Origin of the sequence: Nemorincola caseinilytica, from assembly GCF_039540515.1 — a bacterium.
In the GTDB taxonomy this organism is placed as follows: domain Bacteria; phylum Bacteroidota; class Bacteroidia; order Chitinophagales; family Chitinophagaceae; genus Nemorincola; species Nemorincola caseinilytica.
Window position 1 is genome coordinate 119313 of sequence record NZ_BAABFA010000014.1, and the last position, 21954, is coordinate 141266.

General features: G+C 52.6%; 15 protein-coding genes. 10 read left to right on the forward strand and 5 right to left on the reverse strand.

What is annotated here, in order from left to right:
• Window positions 1–8 precede the first annotated feature (8 nt).
• Both ABD843_RS11125 and ABD843_RS11130 read right to left on the reverse strand, forming a co-directional pair.
• A complete protein-coding gene (locus ABD843_RS11125) occupies window positions 9–1748 on the reverse strand; it encodes a hypothetical protein (protein ID WP_345083036.1) in 1740 nt (579 codons plus the stop codon).
• Window positions 1749–1795: 47 nt separating this feature from the next.
• Window positions 1796–2806 carry a metal-dependent hydrolase gene (locus ABD843_RS11130; RefSeq protein WP_345083039.1) on the reverse strand — a complete coding sequence of 337 codons (1011 nt, stop codon included), beginning with the start codon at window positions 2804–2806 and terminating at the stop codon, window positions 1796–1798.
• 168 nt (window positions 2807–2974) lie between these two features.
• Here ABD843_RS11130 and ABD843_RS11135 point away from each other — a divergent pair, with 168 nt between their 5' ends.
• The 7 genes from ABD843_RS11135 to ABD843_RS11165 all read left to right on the forward strand — a co-directional run bounded on the left by ABD843_RS11135 (window position 2975) and on the right by ABD843_RS11165 (window position 11609).
• Entirely contained in the window at window positions 2975–5029 is a 2055-nt protein-coding gene (locus ABD843_RS11135) for a M13 family metallopeptidase (RefSeq protein WP_345083042.1), read from the forward strand.
• Window positions 5030–5274: 245 nt separating this feature from the next.
• On the forward strand, window positions 5275–8340 hold the full coding sequence (locus ABD843_RS11140; protein ID WP_345083045.1) for a T9SS type B sorting domain-containing protein: 3066 nt from the start codon (window positions 5275–5277) through the stop codon (window positions 8338–8340).
• 411 nt (window positions 8341–8751) lie between these two features.
• A complete protein-coding gene (paaI, locus tag ABD843_RS11145) occupies window positions 8752–9183 on the forward strand; it encodes a hydroxyphenylacetyl-CoA thioesterase PaaI (protein ID WP_345083048.1) in 432 nt (143 codons plus the stop codon).
• Between the two features lie 41 nt (window positions 9184–9224).
• Window positions 9225–9614 carry an OB-fold protein gene (locus tag ABD843_RS11150; RefSeq protein ID WP_345083051.1) on the forward strand — a complete coding sequence of 130 codons (390 nt, stop codon included), beginning with the start codon at window positions 9225–9227 and terminating at the stop codon, window positions 9612–9614.
• 29 nt (window positions 9615–9643) lie between these two features.
• Window positions 9644–10015, forward strand: a complete 372-nt coding sequence (locus ABD843_RS11155) for a hypothetical protein (protein ID WP_345083054.1) — start codon at window positions 9644–9646, stop codon at window positions 10013–10015.
• Between the two features lie 30 nt (window positions 10016–10045).
• Window positions 10046–10606, forward strand: coding sequence for a YceI family protein (locus ABD843_RS11160; RefSeq protein ID WP_345083057.1), 561 nt, complete (start codon window positions 10046–10048; stop codon window positions 10604–10606).
• Between the two features lie 73 nt (window positions 10607–10679).
• Window positions 10680–11609, forward strand: coding sequence for a DUF5777 family beta-barrel protein (locus ABD843_RS11165; RefSeq protein ID WP_345083060.1), 930 nt, complete (start codon window positions 10680–10682; stop codon window positions 11607–11609).
• Between the two features lie 3 nt (window positions 11610–11612).
• On the opposite strand, the gene asnB is transcribed toward ABD843_RS11165, so the two are convergent.
• Window positions 11613–13451 carry an asparagine synthase (glutamine-hydrolyzing) gene (gene asnB, locus ABD843_RS11170; protein ID WP_345083063.1) on the reverse strand — a complete coding sequence of 613 codons (1839 nt, stop codon included), beginning with the start codon at window positions 13449–13451 and terminating at the stop codon, window positions 11613–11615.
• A gap of 127 nt (window positions 13452–13578) precedes the next feature.
• On the opposite strand from asnB, the gene ABD843_RS11175 reads away from it, so the two are divergent.
• Both ABD843_RS11175 and ABD843_RS16450 read left to right on the forward strand, forming a co-directional pair.
• Complete coding sequence (locus ABD843_RS11175; protein WP_345083066.1) at window positions 13579–16038, forward strand: PIG-L family deacetylase; 2460 nt, start codon at window positions 13579–13581, stop codon at window positions 16036–16038.
• A gap of 333 nt (window positions 16039–16371) precedes the next feature.
• Window positions 16372–18852 carry a DUF7948 domain-containing protein gene (locus tag ABD843_RS16450; protein ID WP_345083069.1) on the forward strand — a complete coding sequence of 827 codons (2481 nt, stop codon included), beginning with the start codon at window positions 16372–16374 and terminating at the stop codon, window positions 18850–18852.
• An 83-nt stretch (window positions 18853–18935) separates the two neighbouring features.
• Here the strand turns inward: ABD843_RS16450 and ABD843_RS11185 are convergent, their stop codons facing one another.
• On the reverse strand, window positions 18936–19454 hold the full coding sequence (locus ABD843_RS11185; protein WP_345083072.1) for a DinB family protein: 519 nt from the start codon (window positions 19452–19454) through the stop codon (window positions 18936–18938).
• 76 nt (window positions 19455–19530) lie between these two features.
• Here ABD843_RS11185 and ABD843_RS11190 point away from each other — a divergent pair, with 76 nt between their 5' ends.
• The gene (locus ABD843_RS11190; protein ID WP_345083075.1) at window positions 19531–20505 is read left to right on the forward strand and encodes an endonuclease/exonuclease/phosphatase family protein; all 975 of its coding nucleotides are present in this window, start codon (window positions 19531–19533) and stop codon (window positions 20503–20505) included.
• Between the two features lie 2 nt (window positions 20506–20507).
• Here the strand turns inward: ABD843_RS11190 and pcaF are convergent, their stop codons facing one another.
• Window positions 20508–21713 carry a 3-oxoadipyl-CoA thiolase gene (pcaF, locus tag ABD843_RS11195; RefSeq protein WP_345083078.1) on the reverse strand — a complete coding sequence of 402 codons (1206 nt, stop codon included), beginning with the start codon at window positions 21711–21713 and terminating at the stop codon, window positions 20508–20510.
• Window positions 21714–21954 lie beyond the last annotated feature (241 nt).

Below are 21954 nucleotides of genomic sequence, written 5' to 3' on the forward strand. Positions count from 1 at the left end.
TAGGCCGGTCAGTTTCTTTTATATACCTGGTGGTCGTCGTAGATGTTCTGCAGCAATGAGTAGGCCGCCATAGATGGAGGCAATGGCTCGTCGGTACGTTTTATGTAGTACTCTTCGGTACCGGTGGCGCACCGGCTGGCCTTATACCCCAGCCGATGGCAATGGTAGTAGCAATAGAAACTTTCTTCGGAGAAAGCTATGGTGCTGCCTGCGGGTATGATGCCCAGATCGCGGGTGATGCCGTTGTGTATGCCGTTCACATCATTTCCATACAGGCCGAAGTTGACATTGTTGCGGTCGTAGCGAAGTTCGTATATGCTAAAGGATAGCATGGGGATCGCAAAGAGCAATATCATCACCGTCATTCGTATACGCCGCGCATAGGTACTGATGATACCTGCCATTACGAAGCATGTATATGCCACGATACCCATGCTGATACTGAACTGCACTATCAGTGTGCGGTGGAAGGGAGTATGCCTCACCAGCAGGCTCACTACCAGGTAGCCTGCCCATATGGCCACATAAAAGCCGGTGACCAGGCGGTCCATCTTTCTGCCTGTGAACAGCAGCAATAATGGCATGGCAAATAGTATATAGCTAAGTATGCTACCCTCTGCTGCCAGGCCGGAGAAGCAGTGGCTGATGAAATTTTTGCCCAGCCCTGCGAATTGGGGCAGGAAGGCAGACATGTGTGCAGGGCGCACATACTTGTTTCCGGTAAGGGCGGCCTTGCCCGAGAAGCAGAGCGCAGGCAGGTAGAACAGGAAGACACAAGCCAGTGTGGCCGCCTGGTACCGCATGTAGCGCAGGGCCATGTGCCTGTTCCATAGCAGGTAGGGCGCTACGAAAAGTAACTGCGCCATGTAGCAATAGGACCATGACGGTATAAGGGCATAACCGGCAAGGTTTGCAAGTGCATTGATGCGCATATAGGTGCCGCGCTGGCGCTGTACGAAGGCATACAGCGAAGCGAATGCCAGCCAGCCACACAGCAACTGGCATTCGTAGCCGCGGGCCTGCGCGCTCATGCCCCATGTGGCGAACTGGAACATGATGCAAAGAGTGGCTATGAATGCAAATGGACGGCTGTTCATAAGTCCGTATAGCCAGCGGAAGCAGGTGAGCGATATACCCACATATGCCAGTAGCGACAGCACGCGCCCTGTGCCTACCAGGTGTTGATGCCAGCCAAAGAGCAGGCCGTTCAGTACATTGAACAGGATATGGTTGTTGGGCAGCATATAGTAGGATAGGGTGCGGAAAGGGTGCATAGCTGACGCATTCACGGCCGAGAATATCTCGTCATAGGCGGGAGGCATCATTTGCCACTGCCACAGGCCTGCTGCCAGCGCTATGGCGGTAATGCCACAATACCAACCCCAGCCGGAGAGGTCTATGCGTATCTGCTGTGTCGGCATAGAACGGGTGCGCCTCCAGCGTACTACTGTGTATACTATACCAAGGATAGATAGGATAGTGCCTGCTATAGCCAAAGCATTGCCTGTGGCTTTTACCGCAGGTGTGAAGAAGCGGCTTGTCCAACTGGCGCTATTGTAGAAGCAATTACCAAGGGCGAGATACCAGCGGGCCAATTCCTCGTACCCGGAAAGCAGGTAGAATAGGCAGAACCCGGTAGCGGATAGGAGTAGCAGAATGGCCACAACATAGGCACAACTTGTAAGCACCCGGCCGGATGCTATGGTGATACCTTTCCCGTTACCCGGATGTGTGGCAGACGACCTCATGTGGCGTGAAGATCATACTTTTTGTTCAATAAGGCTGCGAGATAAGGTCATATGCCGCGTATCCTTCTGACGAAAGTACGCAGTGCATTGGCATCCCATTTTGCGAAGCGGCCACGCTGCACCACCAGCTCATTGGCATGTGGTAGTTGAGGGTAGTAGTAGAAAACACAACTGGGCGTACTATCGGCCCAGCCTATCACCTCGCCAAAACGAAGGTCGTTGAAGATGAGGGTGTCGTGTACCAGTTGTGCAGTATAGAAGCCCTGTGAGAACCGTTTCAGGCGTTCTATGTCATCAGTGGCGGTGGCGGCGTTCAGCAGGGATGCATTGGCGCATGAATAGCGGAACCGCATGTCTCCCCTGCTATCAAGGATGGAGCGGTACCCGATGTAGAAACCCGAATCGGCCTTGGCCACTACATACCACAGCAGGTTATTGAGCGGGGTAGGCGTGCTGAAGTAGCCTTCGGGTGTGATGCCATTGCGCACCAGTTCTTTTTTGCAGTGGCTATCTACTATTTGCTTTGCGGCCACGCCCCACAGCAGGTATATGCTGCTAAGGGTGAGCGCTGTGCCTGCCCATGCCCGGCGGCGGGTATGGGTATTCTTCCTGATGGTCAGCAGTATCATGGCTATGGCGGGCCAGAGGGTAAAGAGGGGATCGGCCACGAACATGGTATTGAACGATACCCTGTAGTGGCTGAAGGGCTCGAACCAGCCGGTACCATATGCATTGAAGGCATCGAGAAAGATGTGCGTGAGCATTTGCGAGCCCCATAGCAGCAGCCATCGGCCGAAGGTCATGCCCGCGGTCTTGAACAGCCGCATACTGGCAAGCGACAGCAATGGCGCTACAATGGCCGTGAACAATAGAGAATGGGTGAACCCCCTGTGAGCGAGGAGGTCGGAGGTGAGGGGCATGAAGAAGGAGGTGACGAAATCTATATCGGGCAGGCTGTTGGCTATGGCGCCTATCACGAGCGCTTTTTTGCCTAATCGTTTACCTGCCAGCAACTCGCCGGCGCAGGCCCCCAGTACTATGTGCGTAAGCGAATCCATACCCTGCCTCAAAATTAAAAAGTAAAATGCCAGCAGAATGATAAAATGCGCTGCAGGGAGCATATAGAATTCCCCCGGTATATCACACTATTTTCGAAGACATATATGGTGTTCGATATGTAATATCGTTGTACTTTTACCGCCTTGTAAAAATAAATGATAAATTATATGCAACTGAAAAGCAAGTTGATCGCAGGTATCGCCGTTCTGGCGATGGCATCCTGCGGACAAAAAGGTGAGGAGGCAGGTACCGCCGCCGCTCCATCTCGCAAACTGCTGGATCCGGCCAATATGGATACCACTGTGGCACCGGGAGAGAACTTCTTTATGTATGCCAATGGCGCATGGCTGAAGAACAACCCTATACCCGAGTCGAAAACGCGCTGGGGCAGCTTTAACGAGCTGGACGAGAACAATAACGAGGTACTGCACAAGCTGCTGGACTCTGCTGCCGGCGTAAAAGGCGCTGCAAAGGGTAGTGCAGCGCAGATGGTGGGCGACTTCTACCGTACGGGTATGGATAGCATGGCCATAGAAGAGGCAGGCCTTACCCCGCTGAACGGTATAATGAGGCGCATAGACGCTATAAGCGACCCGAATGCGCTGCTGGCAGAGGTAGCCCTGATGCATACACAGGGCATAGGCCAGGTGTTCGGCTTCGGGGTATCGCCCGATGATAAGAACGTTACGAGCCAGATATGCCAGTTCGGCCAGGGTGGCCTGGGTATGCCCGGCAAGGAGTACTACTTTGACAAGGACGAGCGCACTACCGCCATACGCAACGCCTACCAGGAGTATATAGTGAAAATGCTGACGCTGATGGGGCAGGATGCTACCACGGCCAAAAAGAACGGCGCCGATATATACAAGCTGGAGCTGGCACTGGCAGGTGCATCTATGACGCGTGTGGATATGCGCGACCCATATAAGCTGTACAACAAGTTCAGCATAGACGGCATCAACAAGCTGACCCCCGGTATAGAGTGGAAGGGCCTGCTGCAGAACCTGAAGGTGACCGGACAGGACTCTATAATAGTAGGTATGCCTGCATTCTTCGTACAACTGTCGAAGCAACTGAAGGCTACCGCGCTGGAAACATGGAAAGTATACCTGAAGTACCATACGGTGAACGATATGGCCTCTTTCCTGAGCGCCCAGTTCGATACTACCCGTTTTGCGTTCTACGGCCGCAGCATGCGTGGCCAGAAGGCACAGGAAGTACGCTGGAAGCGTGTACTGCAACTGGTAGATGGCAGCATAGGCGAACTGCTGGGCCAGATGTATGTGGACCGCACCTTCAAACCAGAGGCCAAGAAGCGCATGCTGGAGCTGGTGGGTAACCTGCAGCAGACCTATGCAGAGCGCATACAGCGCCTGGACTGGATGAGCAACGAGACCAAGCAGAAGGCCATGGTGAAGCTGAACGGCTTTATGAAGAAGATAGGATATCCTGATAAGTGGAAGGATTATAGCGCATTATCCATAAATGGTAATGACTATGTGGCAAATATCATCGCATCGTCTCAGTGGGGATATAACTATAATATATCGCGGCTGGGCAAACCAGTGGACAGGACCGAATGGCAGATGACCCCTCCTACAGTGAACGCATACTACAACCCTGCCTTCAACGAGATAGTGTTCCCTGCGGGCATACTGCAGTATCCTTTCTTTGACGAGAATGCCGATGATGCAGTGAACTATGGTGGTATAGGTGGCGTGATAGGCCATGAAATGACCCATGGCTTTGACGACCAGGGCCGTCTTTACAATGCCGATGGCAACCTGAGCAACTGGTGGACATCGGAAGACTCGACCAACTTTACTACCAAGGCCAATGTGGTAGTGACCATGTATGGCAATATAGCCGCGCTGGACAGCACCCACATAAACGGGCAGCTGACAGAGGGCGAGAACCTTGCCGACCTGGGTGGCATCAGTATAGCTTATGAGGCCTTCAAGAAGACCAAACAGGGCCAGGGCAATGAGAAAATAGACGGCCTTACCCCCGACCAGCGCTTCTTCCTGAGCTGGGCACAGGTATGGCGTGCCAATACAAGGCCCGAAGAAATGGCCCAGAGGCTGAAAACAGACCCTCACTCGCCCAACGAGTTCAGGTGCAATGTGCCTGTAAGCAATATGGAGGCTTGGTACAAGGCGTTCAATGTAAAGCCGGGCGACAAAATGTACCGTGCTGAGAACGAGCGTGCTATGGTGTGGTAATAGTTACCGCCGCTATAAAGGTAATATATGAACGGCCGGTGGTCTTACGAAGAACGCCGGCCGTTCTTCTTTTTAAATGAAGAAATAATATATTTATTCCATAGCCAACCCAGAATGAAAAGTATGCTGTCTATGTTACCGGATATGCCCACCATGTTCTCTGTTTTTTACGAGAATATTATGATTTGATAGTGATAAACATTATTTTTAGATCAGTAAATCGTTAAATGCATATGAAAAAACATTTGCTACGCATCTTGACCATAGGTTTCGTACTGGCTCTTACAAATTCGGCTTACGCACAGATAGTGGGTACCAACTGCTTTGTACAGGGTACATTCCTGGATATTGGGATGAACAGGAACGCTTCTTTTGGTGCATGTAATGGCAATGGCGCTATCCCGGGCTCTTACCATAGGCACAGTACTGCAGGCGCTCCACCAACGGGTACCAACCTGGCCGAGACATACGATTATGGTCATGACGGCTGGGCTACAGGTGCACCTGTGTTCATGGGTGATTATACTTATCCCGGTTCTCCGTTCGAGGGTTGGGAGATACAGATAGGTACTGCCCGCTCACAGGCGTTCCAGAACTGCGGTGGTACTTTTACCAACGTAGGCGGTGCAACTATGACCGGTAACCATACCGCATATTCAAGTGCAGGTGGTGTGGCCCTGGGTGTATGGGACGGTACCTTTACCAGCGGTGGCGGCAACCTGGCCATACGCCAGACCACCAGCGTGGACCTGGGCGGCTCTGCTGTGATAGTGACCACTGTACTGCGCAATACCGGCGCAGCAGCTACAGGCCCTGTATATTATATGCGTTCCTGCGACCCCGATAACGACCAGACATGGCCCGGCGGCGGCTTCTGGACCACCAACCAGATAGTACACCAGAACGAAGATGCCCGTCACAGGGTGCTGGTATCATCGCGCGGTGCTACAGGTACAGCTTCTTACATGTCTCTGGGTACCAAAGACTGCCGTGCAAGGTGCGGTATATATGGCGGCTGGCCTATGCCATCAGGTGCAGACCTGGCCAGTGTATGGGCAGGCACCTATGGCGGTGGTACTTACGGCCCTGTAGGTGCTACATCGGATGGTGACATAGCGATAGAACTGACCTACAACCTGGGCTCTATACCTGCAGGTGACAGCACAGTGCTTTCTTACGCCTACATATTCAATGGCAATCTGGGTATAGACAGCGCATTCCCCGATCCGCAGATAGTGGTGAACGGCGTTCCCAAAATATCATGGGCTCCTCCTACTCCCAACTATGATACTTTCGACTTCTGCCAGTTTCCCGGCCTCACTTCCATCAACGTAGACCTGCTGAATGCGGATACAAGGAGCTGGAGCTGGAGCAAGTGGACATGGTCTCCCGGCACAGGTCTTTCGGCTACTACAGGTACGCATGTTACCATATCGGCCGGTGGTCTGCCTCCTATGATCACCTACACCATCACAGGTACGGATAGCGCTACGGGTATGTATTCATGTCATAACAAGGTGTTCTACCTTACCATACTCACCTGTAATTCTGCTACCAGCAATAACCCCTGCCTTGGTGATACCATATTCCTGAACGCACCGGGCGATTCGCTGGGCGCTACATACCAGTGGTATGGCCCTGCACCGTTCACTACCGTATTCGCTACTACGCAGTCGCACACTATACTAGGTGCTACTCCGGCACACTCTGGCGTGTACACTGTGATAAAGACGGTGGGAGGCGTACCCGATACATCTACCACTACAGTGCAGGTATACCTGCCCGCAGACCCAACTGTAGCAAGCAACCAACCGGATTGCGCACCTATAGTAGACCCGCTGACACTATCGGTATCGACAGACTCTGTGGTGAACGCATGGTCTTGGTCGGGCCCGGGAGGATTCACCTCAACGTTACCAAATCCGGCTGTCAGTCCGTTCGACTCGTCGCTGCAGGGATACTATGCTGTAACTGTGACCACTACCCATGGTTGTAAGAGCTCTGACTCGGTGCTTGTAAAACCCGGCCCTGTTGCCGACTTCGACTTCGTAAGGCATCCCGGCTGTCCGAATGACACGGTATTCGTTGACAATACATCGGTACATGGCGCTACATTCGAATGGTCGTTCGGTGATGGCAGCAAGAGTTTCGACAAAGAGCCCGGCATGCATGTCTACAACCCGAACAATGGGGTGCATACAGTAACGCTTACGGCTACCAGCTCTAACGGCTGTAAGAGCACTCATACCGAGGTAGTGGACATGACCCATACTGTAACTGCCGACTTCGACTTTGTGGATGATACGATATGTAACGGTACGCCCCTGGCTATAACAGACCTGTCATCGTCTACCAATAGCAGTGCTCCTGCCGGTCTGTCTAGCCATATGTGGACATATGAAGGCGGACATACAGATAATACGAACGGCAGCCCTGCTACCTATACCTTTGCCAGCGAGGGTGTATATGATGTGACACTGGATGTTGTGGACCTTATAGGTTGTCCCGCATCGGTTACCAAAACTGCCTATGTGCTGCAGCCGTACATACACTCTATAAAGGATAGCTCGTTCTGCCTGTCTATGCCAATGCCACTGTGGCTTGATATACGCAGTGAGACAGTAGATCCCGGGTATGACTATGACTATGTATGGACACCGGCTATAGGCCTGAGCTCATCGACAATAAAAGAACCTGTGTTCGATGCTGTAGGTAGCTTCACCTATACCATCACGGCTACTATGCAGCATGAGGGTTGCGTGGCTACACATGTGATGACCCTGAACTCTACACTGCCCAAGCAGATACTGAACGTGACAGATGACACGAAGATCTACTACGGCCAGAGCGTACAGCTGAATGCAGAGAATACACTGTTCTACCAGTGGGCGCCTAACGATGGCAGCCTCACCAACCCGAACATCAACAACCCTGTAGCTACGCCTACCGTTACTACCACATACACGGTATATGGTATGGACTTCTACGGCTGCCGCGATACAGCATATGTAACGGTAATAGTAGATAGCTCGCAGACAGAATTCATACCAAGCGGCTTTACGCCGAACGGCGATGGCCTGAACGATGTGTTCCGTCCTGTAGGTTCCATATATCATACAATGGTAGAGATGAGGGTGTACAACCGCTGGGGACAACAGGTGTTCTACACCAACAACAAAGAACTGTCTTGGGATGGTACTTTCGAAGGCAAGCCATGTGACATAGGCACTTATCACTACTCGATAATAGTAGCCCGTCCCGGTCACGATCATAACCAGGTAATAAAAGGAGAAGTGACACTAATAAGATAGTGTACCGATATACTTGAAGTGACAGGCCCTGTACTATACAGGGCCTGTTCTTTAGATGTAGGGAAAAATGTAAATGACCTGTTAATTGTTGGTTAAATCAAAAAAGTTAATTAAATTTGTGACGTTCTCTATTTGGCAGATAGTATCTACATGAAGAGATAAGATATTCAAACTCATTTTTAAGAGTTTCGTTTCAACAAGGGGTAAGGTTCTTTTTTTTCAAATCAAGGGCCGAAATGAAAAAAAGAGCGTGGTAAAACACGCTCTTTTTATTTTGAATACTGTGCTGCGTACAATTGATACACAGTAAGTTGTGGACGTATGCAGGTAGCCTTTGTGACCAGTGATGTGCAAGGCGCTGTGGTATGGGCCACTCTTTTTATGTATACATTTCGGGCTTACATTTGATGTATGGATAACACGCCTCAGCAGGTGCTGAACACAATGCTTGATAAAGATCGGTTCAGCGAATGGCTTGGCATCATTGTTGATGAGTATAAAGAAGGGTATTGCCGCCTGCACTTTGTGATACGGCAGGAGATGCTGAACGGTTTTGGTATAGCGCATGGCGGTATCCTGTTCTCGGCTGCCGACAGCGCCTTTGCCTTTGCATGCAACTCGCATGGCAGACTCAGTGTGGCGCTGGATGTGAGCATCAGTTTTGTGCGTACCGCCACGGCGGACGAGGTGATGACGGTAGAGGCCAGAGAGATACACAATGGCAACAGAACAGGCTTCTATGACATCACTGTTGTAAATGAGCGGCAAGAAGTAGTGGCACTGTTCAAAGGCACGGCCTACCGCACCGGGAAAATGGTATGTGATGATAGCCCGGCCACATAATGAGGCAGAGTATAAAAAAATCATAAGCATCAGGTAAGGAGATGGCAAGGAAGATAATATTGGCTGTTTTGGCGCTGGTACTGATCGGTGTAGGTACAGGTATATATTTGTGGTACAAACCACATGCTACCGTAGATAATAAAAAGGGTATAGAAGTGACGGCACAGGCACTGGCGCAGGCATATACGAACAATGAAGCACAGGCCAACACACTGTACCTGAACAAAGTAATAGAAGTGACCGGCAGTGTAACGGAAACAGAGCAGAACCAGGATGGCGGCCTGATGGTGATACTGGACAATGACGTACAATGTGCCCTGCGCGAAAAGGGTATACAGACAAGCAAGGGCCAGACGCTGACGATAAAGGGGTTCTGCTCGGGCAATGGTATGCTGGGCGTGTCGCTGACCGATTGCATCATAAAAGAATAGAAGAGCGTATCTAAAAAACACTTCGATAGATGAGGAAGATACTGGCAGTAGCGGCAATAGCTATGATAGCAACAGGCTGCTATAACGACAAGTATGAAGAACTATACCCGAAGGGTACGGTGGTATGCGATACGACCACTGTTGCCTTTGCCGGGGATATAAAGCCGATACTCGATAGCAAATGTAATACCTCGGGTTGCCATGATGCGGCGACCGCATCGGGTGGATATAACTTCACCACACATGCGGGCGTGCAGCCGGCAATGCTGAACGGTCGTATACTGGGCAGCGTGAAGTGGATGTCGGGCTTTTCGGCCATGCCAAAGGACCTGCCCAAATTATCGCAATGCGAGATAGATAAAATGACCCGCTGGATGAACCAGGGCGCACTTAATAACTGATACCCATCAATGGACATAAACAGCAAGACCATGAAAAGAATAATGCTAATAGCATGCCTGCTGGCAGGCGTCGGCACAGCTACCAGGGCACAGGTGTATATGGCCCGTACAGCCCATGTATCGTTCAACGCTACGGCTGCAGGATCGCCGGAGAAGATAGAGGCAGTGAACAATGAGGTAGCCAGCAAGCTGGATAAGGCTACAGGCAGGCTGGGTTTCCAGGTGCCGGTGAAGAGCTTCAAATTCGAGCGTGCGCTGATGCAGGAGCACTTCAATGAGAACTACATGGAGAGCGACAAATACCCGAGGGCGGAGTTCGACGGTATGGTGAGCAATATAGCAGATGTGAACACCAACAATGATGGTACATACAATGTGAAGGTAAGCGGGAAACTGACCATACACGGTGTGACGAAGGAGGTGAGTGTGCCCGGCACAGTGACCGTAAAGAGAGGGCAGCTGGTAATGAGCGCGAAATTCAATGTAAGACTGGCAGACCATAAGATAAACGTACCCTCGGTAGTGGCCGACAAGGTAGCCAAGGAAGCCGTAGTGACGATAGAGAGCGCCCTGAACGTGGTGCGTAAGTGACCAGGAGATACAAGCATGTATGAGACCGGCCGGCAGCCATCCGGCAAAATAATAACTACACTCAAAACACATTATGCGTAAAGCATCTATACTTTCTGTTGCACTGCTGTGTACCTATGTTACATCGTTCGGCCAGGGCGGTTTTATGGACGACATGAACGACAGTGCCGCAACGAAGAAGAAAGAACCTGTAACAGCCACCTTCAAGGCCACACGCATCATAAACAGCAGTACGGTAGAGAACCTGGCACATGGTGTGCTGGACTTCAGGATACTGCACCGCTTCGGGCGGGTAAGCGATGGCATGGAGAACTTCTTTGGGATAGACAACGCCACCACCCGCATAGGGCTGGACTATGGTGTGACCCGCTGGCTGATGGTGGGTATAGGCCACAATACGCTGGGCAAAACGAATGACGGTTTTCTGAAAGTAAAACTGCTGTCGCAGAAAGCGGAAGGTATGCCCATATCGCTTTCTTATATGGCCGGTATGGGGCTGCGTGGCGATAAGGCGCCTGCACTGCCGCCCGGAATGGATTTCCTGTTCACTAACCGTATGGGTTTTGTACACCAGGTGCTGATAGCGCGCAAGTTCAACAGCAAGTTGTCGCTGCAGCTAATGCCCGGCGTGGTGCATATGAACCTTGTGGACAGCTCTAAAGACGATAATACCATGTTCTCTGTAGGTGTGGGCGGTCGTTACAAGGTAAGCAGGCGAGTGGCCATAACCGCCGAATACTATTACCGCATCAACAATGCCGATATGCTGGCAGCAGGCGCCACAACATACAATAGCTTATCGGTAGGGGCCGATATAGAGACGGGTGGGCATGTGTTCCAACTGTTCTTTACCAACTCTAACGGTATGACGGAGCGTGTGTTCATAAACCAGACCACAGATACCTGGACGAAGGGACACCTGCACTTCGGGTTCAATATCTCCAGGGTGTTCACGGTGGTGAGACCTAAGGAATTCAAGAAGGGCGCTGCCGATAAATGGTAGACCTTACAACTGTACATGGAACTGCTGTGCCCATAGCAGCACCGATATGCTGCGCCATATGTATAGTGCAGAAGGCACATCGAGCGTGCGGGCAGTGAGCCGCTGTACGAGTTCTGTATTCAATGCCGGTGTGAGCAATGTATTGGCGGCCATTTGTTCCTTTACCCATACTTCATCGCGATAGAGGGCATCTACCAGCGGTGTATAAAACCCTATCTTGTCGGTGCGATGGTACACCTCATCGGGCAGGTATTCTCTGCATGCCACGCGCAGCAGGTACTTGCGCATACCATGTTTCAGGAAGTCATCGGGGTGTATGGTAGCCAGGTATTCGGCTATGCGGTGGTCGAGGAAGGGCATACGGCCCTCTATGCTTCGCGACATGCCATTGCGGTCGTCGTAATGAACAAGGTGGGGCAAGGCTACACCGTACAGGCTTTCGCACCATACATCGTAGGGATTGCTGTAGTCGTAATGTGCTATAAGGCTGTCATCGGCTCTGGTCACCAGCTCTGGCCGTACCACCGCTCTGCGTTTGATGCGCGAACGGTTGCGGAGGTCGGCCTCCAGCCCGGGTGCGAATGCCTTCAGTATAGTACGCAGCATATAGGTGCGTCCCAGCTTCATCTTGTCCAGGTTCTCGCGGAACTTGCCCAGCCTTAGCGCACGCAGTTGCTGCAGCAGTATGGCCTGTGCCATGTTGTTGTAGCCGAAGAAAAGCTCATCGGCGCCCTGGCCGTTCAGTATCACCTTTATGCCGGCATCGGCGGCCATACCCATTAGAAAGCCATGCGCCATGATGGAGGGGTCGCCAAAGGGTTCTTCCTGTATACGCAGGAAGCGGGTAAGATCGTCCTTTACTACCAGCTGGCCCAGGTTGCGGCGATGAACAATGAAGTTGCCCTTCTTGTTCATATCTATCACCGCATTCACATACCGCGACTCGTCGTATTTACTACCCTCAGCCTGCGCAGTGAAGACATGTATGTCCTTGTCGGAATGTTTGGCCAGCACACCCGCTATGATAGAAGAATCTATGCCACCCGAGAGTGTGATGCCAATGGGTACATCGGCCAGTGTTTGCGACAGCACGCCCTCTACTATGCGGTCGTGCAGTTCTTTTTTAGCTATATCGTCGAAGGGGCGTTTGTCCTTAGCCGGTATATCGGGCAGGCGCCAGTATGTTTGTGCGTTCAGTTCGGGCTGGCCGGGCTTTACCCATGCATAGCTGCCTTGGGGAAAGTGGCGTATGTCGCGGAAGAAAGTATGTGCGCCGAGGTGGCCGTAATTGCCCATGGCCAGGTATTCTACCACGGCGGTGGCATCGCCAGGGGTGCGTTCGCCATCGTTGAGCAGCGGCTTCATTTCGCTGCTGATGAACCATGCGTCCTTTATGTGCCGTACATATACGGGTTTCTGCCCGTAGCGATCGCGGCTCACGAATGCCTGTTGCTGTTGCTTATCCCAAATAATGATGGCCCACATACCTACCATCTCATCCAGCATCTTGTGCTGCATGATGCGGAAGAGCTCTATGATGGTCTCAGTATCGGAATGGCCACGGAAGGGATGCTGCGGCAGAAAGCGTGTGCGCAGCTCGCGGTGGTTGTATATCTCTCCGTTGAAAACTATGGTGTAGCGTCCGCAGGAGGAGGTCATGGGCTGGTGCCCCAGCGGCGACAGCTCTATGATGGACAGCCTGCGGTGTATGAGCGCCACATGCTCGTCACTAAATACACCGCTGTCATCGGGCCCCCTGTGTATCATCAGGCGGTCTGCCCTATTGGCGAATGCCAGTCCTTCTTCCCTGCTGTTTCCTATATACCCGGCTATACCACACATAACTATTTCTAACTTTCGTCTTGGTGGCCGAAAGTAGTCGTTTGCGGGCTAACGGCCAAACTTATTAGCCCGATCCTATGTACTTTTGGCACCGGCCCGTGCCGTGAGACCAAACCAAGTATACGATATGAACAGGTTCCGATCTTTTGTTACATTATTTTTATTTTCTGCCGCCGCCAATGCGCAGCAACTGCGACCCGCATCATCGGCCACTATATACCACGAGATAGCGCAACTGCGCAACCTTACCAATGTGCTGTATGTGGCAGCGCACCCCGATGATGAGAACACACGCCTGCTGGCATACCTGGTGAACGACAGGCATATGCGCACCGCCTACCTGTCGCTGACGCGCGGTGATGGCGGGCAGAACCTGCTGGGCAGCGAGCAGGGCGCGGCACTAGGCCTCATACGCACGCACGAGCTGATAGAGGCGCGCAAGCTGGATGGTGCAGAGCAGTTCTTTACCCGTGCCGTGGATTTCGGGTTCTCCAAGACACATGAGGAGACCTTTCGGCACTGGAGGCAGGATGTGCTGACCGGCGATGCTGTGCAGGTGATACGCCGTTTTCGCCCCGATGTGGTGATATGCCGTTTCCCGCCCGATACTATGGCAGGCCATGGGCAGCATGCAGCATCGGCCATAATAGCCGAGCTGGCATACAAGGCCGCAGGCGATAAGAGCAAGTATCCCGAGCAACTGAGATATTATGGCGCATGGCAGCCAAAGCGATTGTTGTTCAATTCGTTCAAGTTCGGTACCAGGAGCACTATATCGGAAGACCAGTTCAAGCTGCAGGTAGGGCAGTATGTACCTGCGCTGGGTATGGGCGTGGGCGAGCTGGCAGGGCAGAGCCGCAGCATACACAAGAGCCAGGGCGCAGGCACACCATCGGTGCCGGGTGTGCAGACAGAATACTTCAAACTGGTAGCGGGTGATGCGTGTACTACTTCTCTTTTCGATGGTATAGACATCACCTGGGGACGTGTGGGCCGTGCCGATATAGGCGATGACCTGGCCAGGATAGAACAGCAGTTCAGCTTTCAGCGGCCCGAGGCCAGTATACCCGCACTGCTGGCCGTGCGCAAGAAGATAACACAGGTAAAGGACGAATACTGGCGTGGGCAGAAACTGCAGGAAATAGACAAGGCCATACTGCACTGCGCAGGCGTGATGGCAGAACTGACCACCAGGCAGCCACAGGCAGTAAGGGGCGAGACAGTGCCCTTTGCCATGCGTATGATAGCGCGTACAGCCGCATCGAACATAGTAGTGACCGGTATACAATGGGGCGGCAGCGATAGTACCATGAGCCTGCGCCTGGCGGGAGATACGCTCTATACCTTCGATCATAGTATCACTATCCCGGCCAATGCCCCTGTGACACAGCCCTACTGGATGGAGCGCGCCGGTACCGATGATGCACACTACTACATGCCTGCCGATACTGTGGCCGGCCTGCCCGAAACACCGAACCGGCTGTATGCTACAGTAAAACTGCAGGTGTCGGGAGAGGAGTTCAGTATACAGGTGCCACTATCGTACAAGAAGCTGGATCCAGTGAAGGGCGATGTGGTGGAGCAACTGCGCATAGTGCCCGATGGTACTGTGGCCTTCAGTAATGAGCTGCTGATAGCAGCGCCCGATGGCAGCGCTACCGGCGCTATACGCGTACATGCATACAACGATATAAAGAGCGCCTACCTGAGCGTGGTATCGGATGCCGTACCGGGAGCACTGATGGAACTGCAGGGGTTTTCGCTGCGCAAGGGAGCGGATACGCTGATACCCGTAAGGATAGCCGCACGCAAGGAACTGGCAGGCAAGGATCACCACCTGGTGCCTATGCTGGCCACGCCTAACTCTGCCACGCTGCACCTGGTACAGTACGATCACCTGCCGGCATTGCAATATTTCTCTAACCCTGTGGCCACAGTGCTGCAGCCCAGTTGGAAGTGTACCGCTAAGAAAATAGGCTATGTAGAGGGCGCAGGCGATAATATACCAACCATACTGCGCCAGGCAGGACTGGAAGTGGAGATACTGAAGGAGAGCGACTTTGCATCGGTACAGGGGCTTATGAAGTACGACGCCATAATAACAGGCATACGCGCTGCCAATGCCGAGAAACGAATGGCACAATGGCAACCCATGCTGCTGCAATATGCCGAGAACGGTGGTACGCTGGTGATGCAGTACAATACCCTGCAAGACCTGGCCACAAGCAAGCTGGGCCCCTATCCGTTCTCCCTGTCTTCGAAAAGGGTGACGGAAGAAGATGCTGCAGTGACCTTTACCGCTGCCGACCACAGGTTACTCACCTACCCCAACAAGATAACCACCGAGGACATGAATGGCTGGGTGCAGGAGCGCGGCTTGTACTTCCCAGCAGAATGGGATGGCAGGTACACCACCATCTTCTCTATGAACGACCAGGGCGAACAACCACTTGCGGGTAGTACATTGTACGCAAAGACAGGTAAGGGGCATTATGTGTATACATCGCTTTCGTTCTCGCGGCAGTTGCCTGCAGGTAAGAAGGGCGCCACAAAGCTGCTGATGAACATGATAAGCGTAGGGAAGTAAGATATGCGGAATGTTCTTTAACTGTAAGTTGCACATGTGTGTATGGCAGGTGTAGCGGAGCGGATATGGAATAACATTTTTCTTTTCCGGCGAACGTAGATGAAGACCGGGCGACACAGTAATGCAAGCAATTGATAAGTATATCATTACAAATAACGAGCAACGAAAATGGCACAGGTAATGATAGAATGATACATAAAGAGGGCGCCTATGGCGCCTCTTTTTTTTGGAAAATAGGCTACGATCAGTTAATTTGACCCGATGTAGCCATGCTTTACCGGTAATGGCAACATGTTTTTTTTGACCCCACAAGCAAATAGTTCATTGTAGTCCATGAAACAAGCATTTACCTTAGCTGCGCTGCTCTTATCGGTCGGGTTGACCGTTAACGCCAGGGTAGAACCTGTACGTACCCACCATTCGCTGTCCTTCATAGAGAACAAGGGGCAGATAAAAGACCAGGAAGGTCATCCCCGGAAAGATATACAGTTCGTGCTGCCGGCCGGCGATATGAATGTGTTCGTGGGCGATGGGCAGTTGCATTACCAGTTCTCAAGAACGGAGGTGATAAATGGCAACAGGCCGGGTACTCCCAAACCGGAAGGGCAAAGCAAAGACCCCAACGATGACCGCTATACAGAGTCCTTCAAGGCACAGATACATACCTACAGGATGGATGTAGAGCTGGTGGGCGCGCGTATATCGGCACCGGTAGCGGGCAAGAAACAGGCCTATTATGAGAACTACTATACAGCAGGCTGCCCTGCGGAAGGTATAAGGGCCTATTCCTACGACAAAGTGACGTATAAGAACGTATACCCCGATATAGACTGGGTGATATATGTGAATGGCAACAAACTGGAGCACGAATTCGTGGTAGGCAGCATGGGTGATGCCTCGCAGATAAAGCTGCGCTACAAAGGCCATACAAGCTTGCGTATGACCGAAGAGGGTAACCTTGTGGCCACTACGCCTATGGGCACCATCACCGAGAAGGCGCCCGTATGCTATGCAGCAGATGGGAAGACCGTACGCTCTGCCTACAAGCTGAACGGCGATGTGCTTACTTATGACCTGCATGGTATGAAAGAGGCCGTGCTGATAGACCCCGAGCTGATATGGGGCACCTATTACGGGCCCAGCACTGCCACTAACACCCAGTTCTACGATATAGAGGCTTTCGATTCTGCCAGCCTGTATGCATGCGGCCTTACCTATTCCGATGCTGTGGGCAGTATAGCTACCGTGGGTTCGTTCATGTACTCATTCGCCGGGTTCACCGATGCATACCTTGTGAAGTTCGATAGCAGCGGCATAAGGCAATGGGCCACCTACTATGGCGGTAATGATGGAGACTATGGCACAGGTGTAGCATGCGATGTGAACGGTATGGTATACATGTGCGGCCTGGCACCCAGTGCAGCCGGCATATCTACACCCGGCAGCGCACAGCCTGTATATGGCGGCGGGCCCTCTGATGGTTTCCTGGTGAAGTTCCTGCCCGATGGTACACGCGTATGGGGTACATACATAGGTGGTCCGGGTTCTAACTTTCCCTGGTCGGTATCATGCGACCTGGGCGGATTTGTATATGTATCGGGCGACTCTAACGAGCCTACCAACATCGGTACACCTGCCGGCCACCAGCCCAACCTGGCCGGTGGTTTCGACTGGTATATAGTGCAGTTCGATACTATGGGTGTGAAGCAGTGGGGCACCTACTATGGTACCGGTGGCCCTGAGTGGAACGGAGCTTCCTGCAACGATGGGTATGTGATATACCTTACCGGCTGGACCAGTAGCACATCGGGCCATTCTACTGCATTTGCCCACCAAACGGCATATGGCGGTGGCGGCAGCGATGCGGTACTGGCCAAGTTCTTTGCTAATGGTGCCCGCTCGTGGGTGACCTATTATGGCGGTGCGGGTTCTGAGACCGTAGGTAGTGTTACCTGCGATATCTTCAAGAATATATATCTCTTTGGTCATACCAACAGTAATGACAATATCAGTACGCCTTCGGCCTTCCAGCCCACGAGAGGCGGTATGATGGATGCCTTCCTGGTGAAGTTCCACCCCGAGATAGGTTTCCGTATGTGGGGCACCTACATAGGTGGCGCACAGGACGAGAAAGCCGAGAAAAGCAGGATAACCACAGACGATTCTGCCAATATATATGTGACAGGTGTGACCTTCAGTACCAGCAACATAGCATCGGATACTGCGTGGCAGACCGTTTATGGCGGTGGTGATGGCGATGGTTTCCTGGCCAAATTCAACCATATAGGCGAGCGTAAGTGGTGCAGTTACCTGGGCGGCGACCAGGCCGATGAACCCAGGGGGCTTTCCTGCCTTGGCGATGCCGTGTTCGTTTGCGGACGAACATCCAGCCACGATAGCATAGCTACACCCGGCGCACTGCAGCCTACCGGTGGTGGTGGCGCCTTCGATTACCAGGGCTTCCTGGAGAAGTTCTCCGACCCTGATACATCATCCATACCTGAAGATACTACTACCGTACCTACTCTTGTGAACCATACCAATAACAATGCGGGTAAGATGCAAATAGGTCTGTTCCCCAACCCCAATAACGGCAGCTTTACCCTGCAGGGCTCATTGGGCAACAGGACCGGTATAGCTGCCTATACTGTGACAGACATTGCCGGCAGGGTACTGCTGAGCGATAAGACAGCGGTACATGCGGGCAATGTGCATGAGCAGGTGATGCTGAACGACATTGCACCCGGTATATATTTCCTGCGGTTGCGGTCGCCGGAGGGGTATGAGCAGGTAGTGAGGTTCAGAAAAGAATAACGAAAGAGTATTTTGTGGATACAATAAGAGCCGGCCCTTCGGGGTCGGCTCTCTCGTTATATGGTGGTGTCTATGCGGAGATGTCAGGCCGTCGCTTTTGCCATGCGCTCTGCTATCTCATCGGCAGTGGGGCCATACATGCCGGGTATGGCTATATCCAGCAGGCGCAGGTATACGCCCAACTGTGCGCGGTGATGGTATAGATGGCTGAAGGCGAACGTGCGTAATACGGTATGTTTGGGCAGGGTAAGATGTACATGGCCACCTGTGCGCAGCGACCACATATCTTTATACCGGCTCTCATCGAAATTCTCCAGTACAGATATGGCCTGTGCCACATGCTCATCGTGTATGGCCAGCAGGTCTTCGGTGGTGTTCACTTTTCTGCGTTCGTTGAATTTGGAAAGGTCCAGTTCATCGGTGAGGAGGGTCATTGCTGTCCAGCCGGGTATCTCGGCTACATGGGTGGCCAGCCTGCCTATGGGCATAGACCTGGGATGTGGCCTCCAGTCGGCATCATCAAGGGGTACGCGTTCCAGCAGTTTGCGCGTGTTCGCGGCTTCCTGCCTTAATTCGGCTACGAGTTGTTCGTTAACAGACATTTGTAATAGATATTATTTTTGTGAAAGTAAGCATTTTTGCCGAAGGAAAACAAAAGACATGTTCCGGCTTAATATTTTGATCATCTTATTATATGTCAGTTGCCTGATGTGTGGCTGTGCAGGTGGGCCATCGCAGGAAAAGATGGCCATCGTGTTCTACAATTGCGAGAATTTCTTCGACACTGTTGATGACCCACTGCGCGATGATGATGAGTTCACCCCATGGGGTAAATACCAGTATACCCGGCGGATGTACCTGCAAAAACTGCATAACATGGCCATAGTGCTGCAAAGCATGGGCGGAGAAGAAGGGCCTGTGCTGATAGGGCTGGCCGAGATAGAGAACAACACTGTGCTGAACGACCTGGTGCAGCAGCCGGAGATAGCAGGAAAGGGTTACAGCTATCAATGGTATGACGGACCCGATGCGCGTGGTGTGGATGTGGCCTTGCTGTATGACCCGATACGCTTTGTGGTGATAGAGAGCGAGCCGCTGCATGTACCGCTGGATAGTGGCAGAACGCGCGATATACTATATGTGCAGGGTGTGCTGGCGGGCGATACGGTGCATGTGCTGGTGAACCATTGGCCATCGCGCAGGGGAGCGGATGGACAGAGCGCCGGGAGGCGTGCCGCAGCAGCTAAGGTGTGCAGAGATGCTATGACCACTATATGGCAGGAAAGGCCGGGTGCGCATATAATAGTGATGGGCGACCTGAACGATAACCCCGCCGACAGCAGTATAAGCAAAGTGCTGGGTGTGGCCGCCTCGCTGTCGGGTATTAGGAACGAGACGTTGTATAATCCCTTTGCGGCAATGTATGCCAGGGGTGAGGGGACAGAGGCCTATATGGGGCAATGGAACCTTTTCGACCAGGTAATGGTATCGGGCGGTATGCGGTATGCAGGGGCCGGGATATACAGGCCGCCCTTCCTGCAGAGCAGGTTAAAAGGATATGAAGGAACACCAAAGCGTTCCTTCATATCGCACAGATGGGTGAATGGGTACAGCGACCATTTCCCCGTGGTGCTGTACCTGTATAAAAAGTGAAACTATACACGCTCCAGCACTACAGCATAGCCCTGACCCAGACCTATACACATGGTGGCCAGCGCGTAGCGTGCGCCGGTCTTTTGCAATTGCAGCGCGGCAGAGTAAGTGATGCGTGCGCCCGTCATACCCAGCGGATGACCCAGAGCTATGGCGCCGCCATTGGGATTGACACGGGGGTCGTTATCATCGAGGCCCAGCTGGCGGGTGCAGGCAAGGCTTTGCGCGGCGAAGGCCTCGTTTATCTCTATGATGTCGATATCGGCAAGAGTGAGGCCTGCTTTTGCCAGTGCCTTTTGCGTAGCGCCCACAGGGCCTATACCCATGATGCGGGGCTCTACACCTACTATGGCAGAGCTTACTATCCTTGCTTTGGGGGTAGCGCCATATTTGCTTACAGCATCGCCTGAAAGTACATAGAGCGCAGCGGCGCCATCATTGAGGCCGGCGGCATTGCCCGCGGTAACGGTACCATTCTTGCGGAAGGAAGGCTTTAGCTGTGCCAGCTTATCAACGGTGGTGGTGGGTTTCATGAACTCGTCCTTTGAGACCATGGTGGGCTCGCCCTTTTTCTGTGGTATGGGCACGGCCACTATCTCTTCGGCCAGGCGGCCGGCCTCTTGCGCGGCAGCGGCCTTCATTTGCGAGCGGTAGGCAAAGAGGTCCTGGTCTTCGCGGCTGATGTTGTACATATCTACAAGGTTCTCGGCAGTGATGCCCATGGGGTCGGTGCCGTAGAGCTCGTGCATCTTGGGGTTCACGAAGCGCCAGCCAAAGCTGCTATCGAACATCTGGGCATCGCCGCCGAAGGGCTGCGAGGTCTTGGATATGACCCATGGGCTGCGGGTCATATGCTCCATGCCACCGGCTATGAACACATCGCCATCGCCGGCCTTGATGGCGCGTGCGGCATTGATAACAGCCGACATGCCGGATGCGCACAGCCTGTTGACGGTCTCGCCGGGTACGCTCCACGGTATGCCTGCCAGCAGCAGGGCCATACGCGCCACATTGCGATTGTCTTCGCCGGCCTGGTTGTGACAGCCCAGTATCACATCGTCTATAGCATCGGCGGGTATGTGCGGGTTGCGGGCCGCAAGCTCTTTTATCACCAATGCGGCCATGTCATCGGCACGGATGCCGGACAGTGCGCCTTTTATGCTGCCTATAGGGGTACGCACCCCATCTACTATGAATGCATCTTTCATAAAGTAAAGGTAATGTGACAATTCGAAAATGCGGTAATGGGGGAATAGGGTAATGCGATAATACGATAATGAGGTAATGCGATAATGTATTTCGGCCGGTCGCAGACCATAAGTGTTCGAAAGTCGTTATGGTGATTTATTCATCTTTGTTGGATCCCCTCCACACAGGAGTACTATTTCTTTTATTAATTCCTCTTCGAGGTCTAGAGCGAATTTTAGTTTGGTGATCTTATACCCCGTC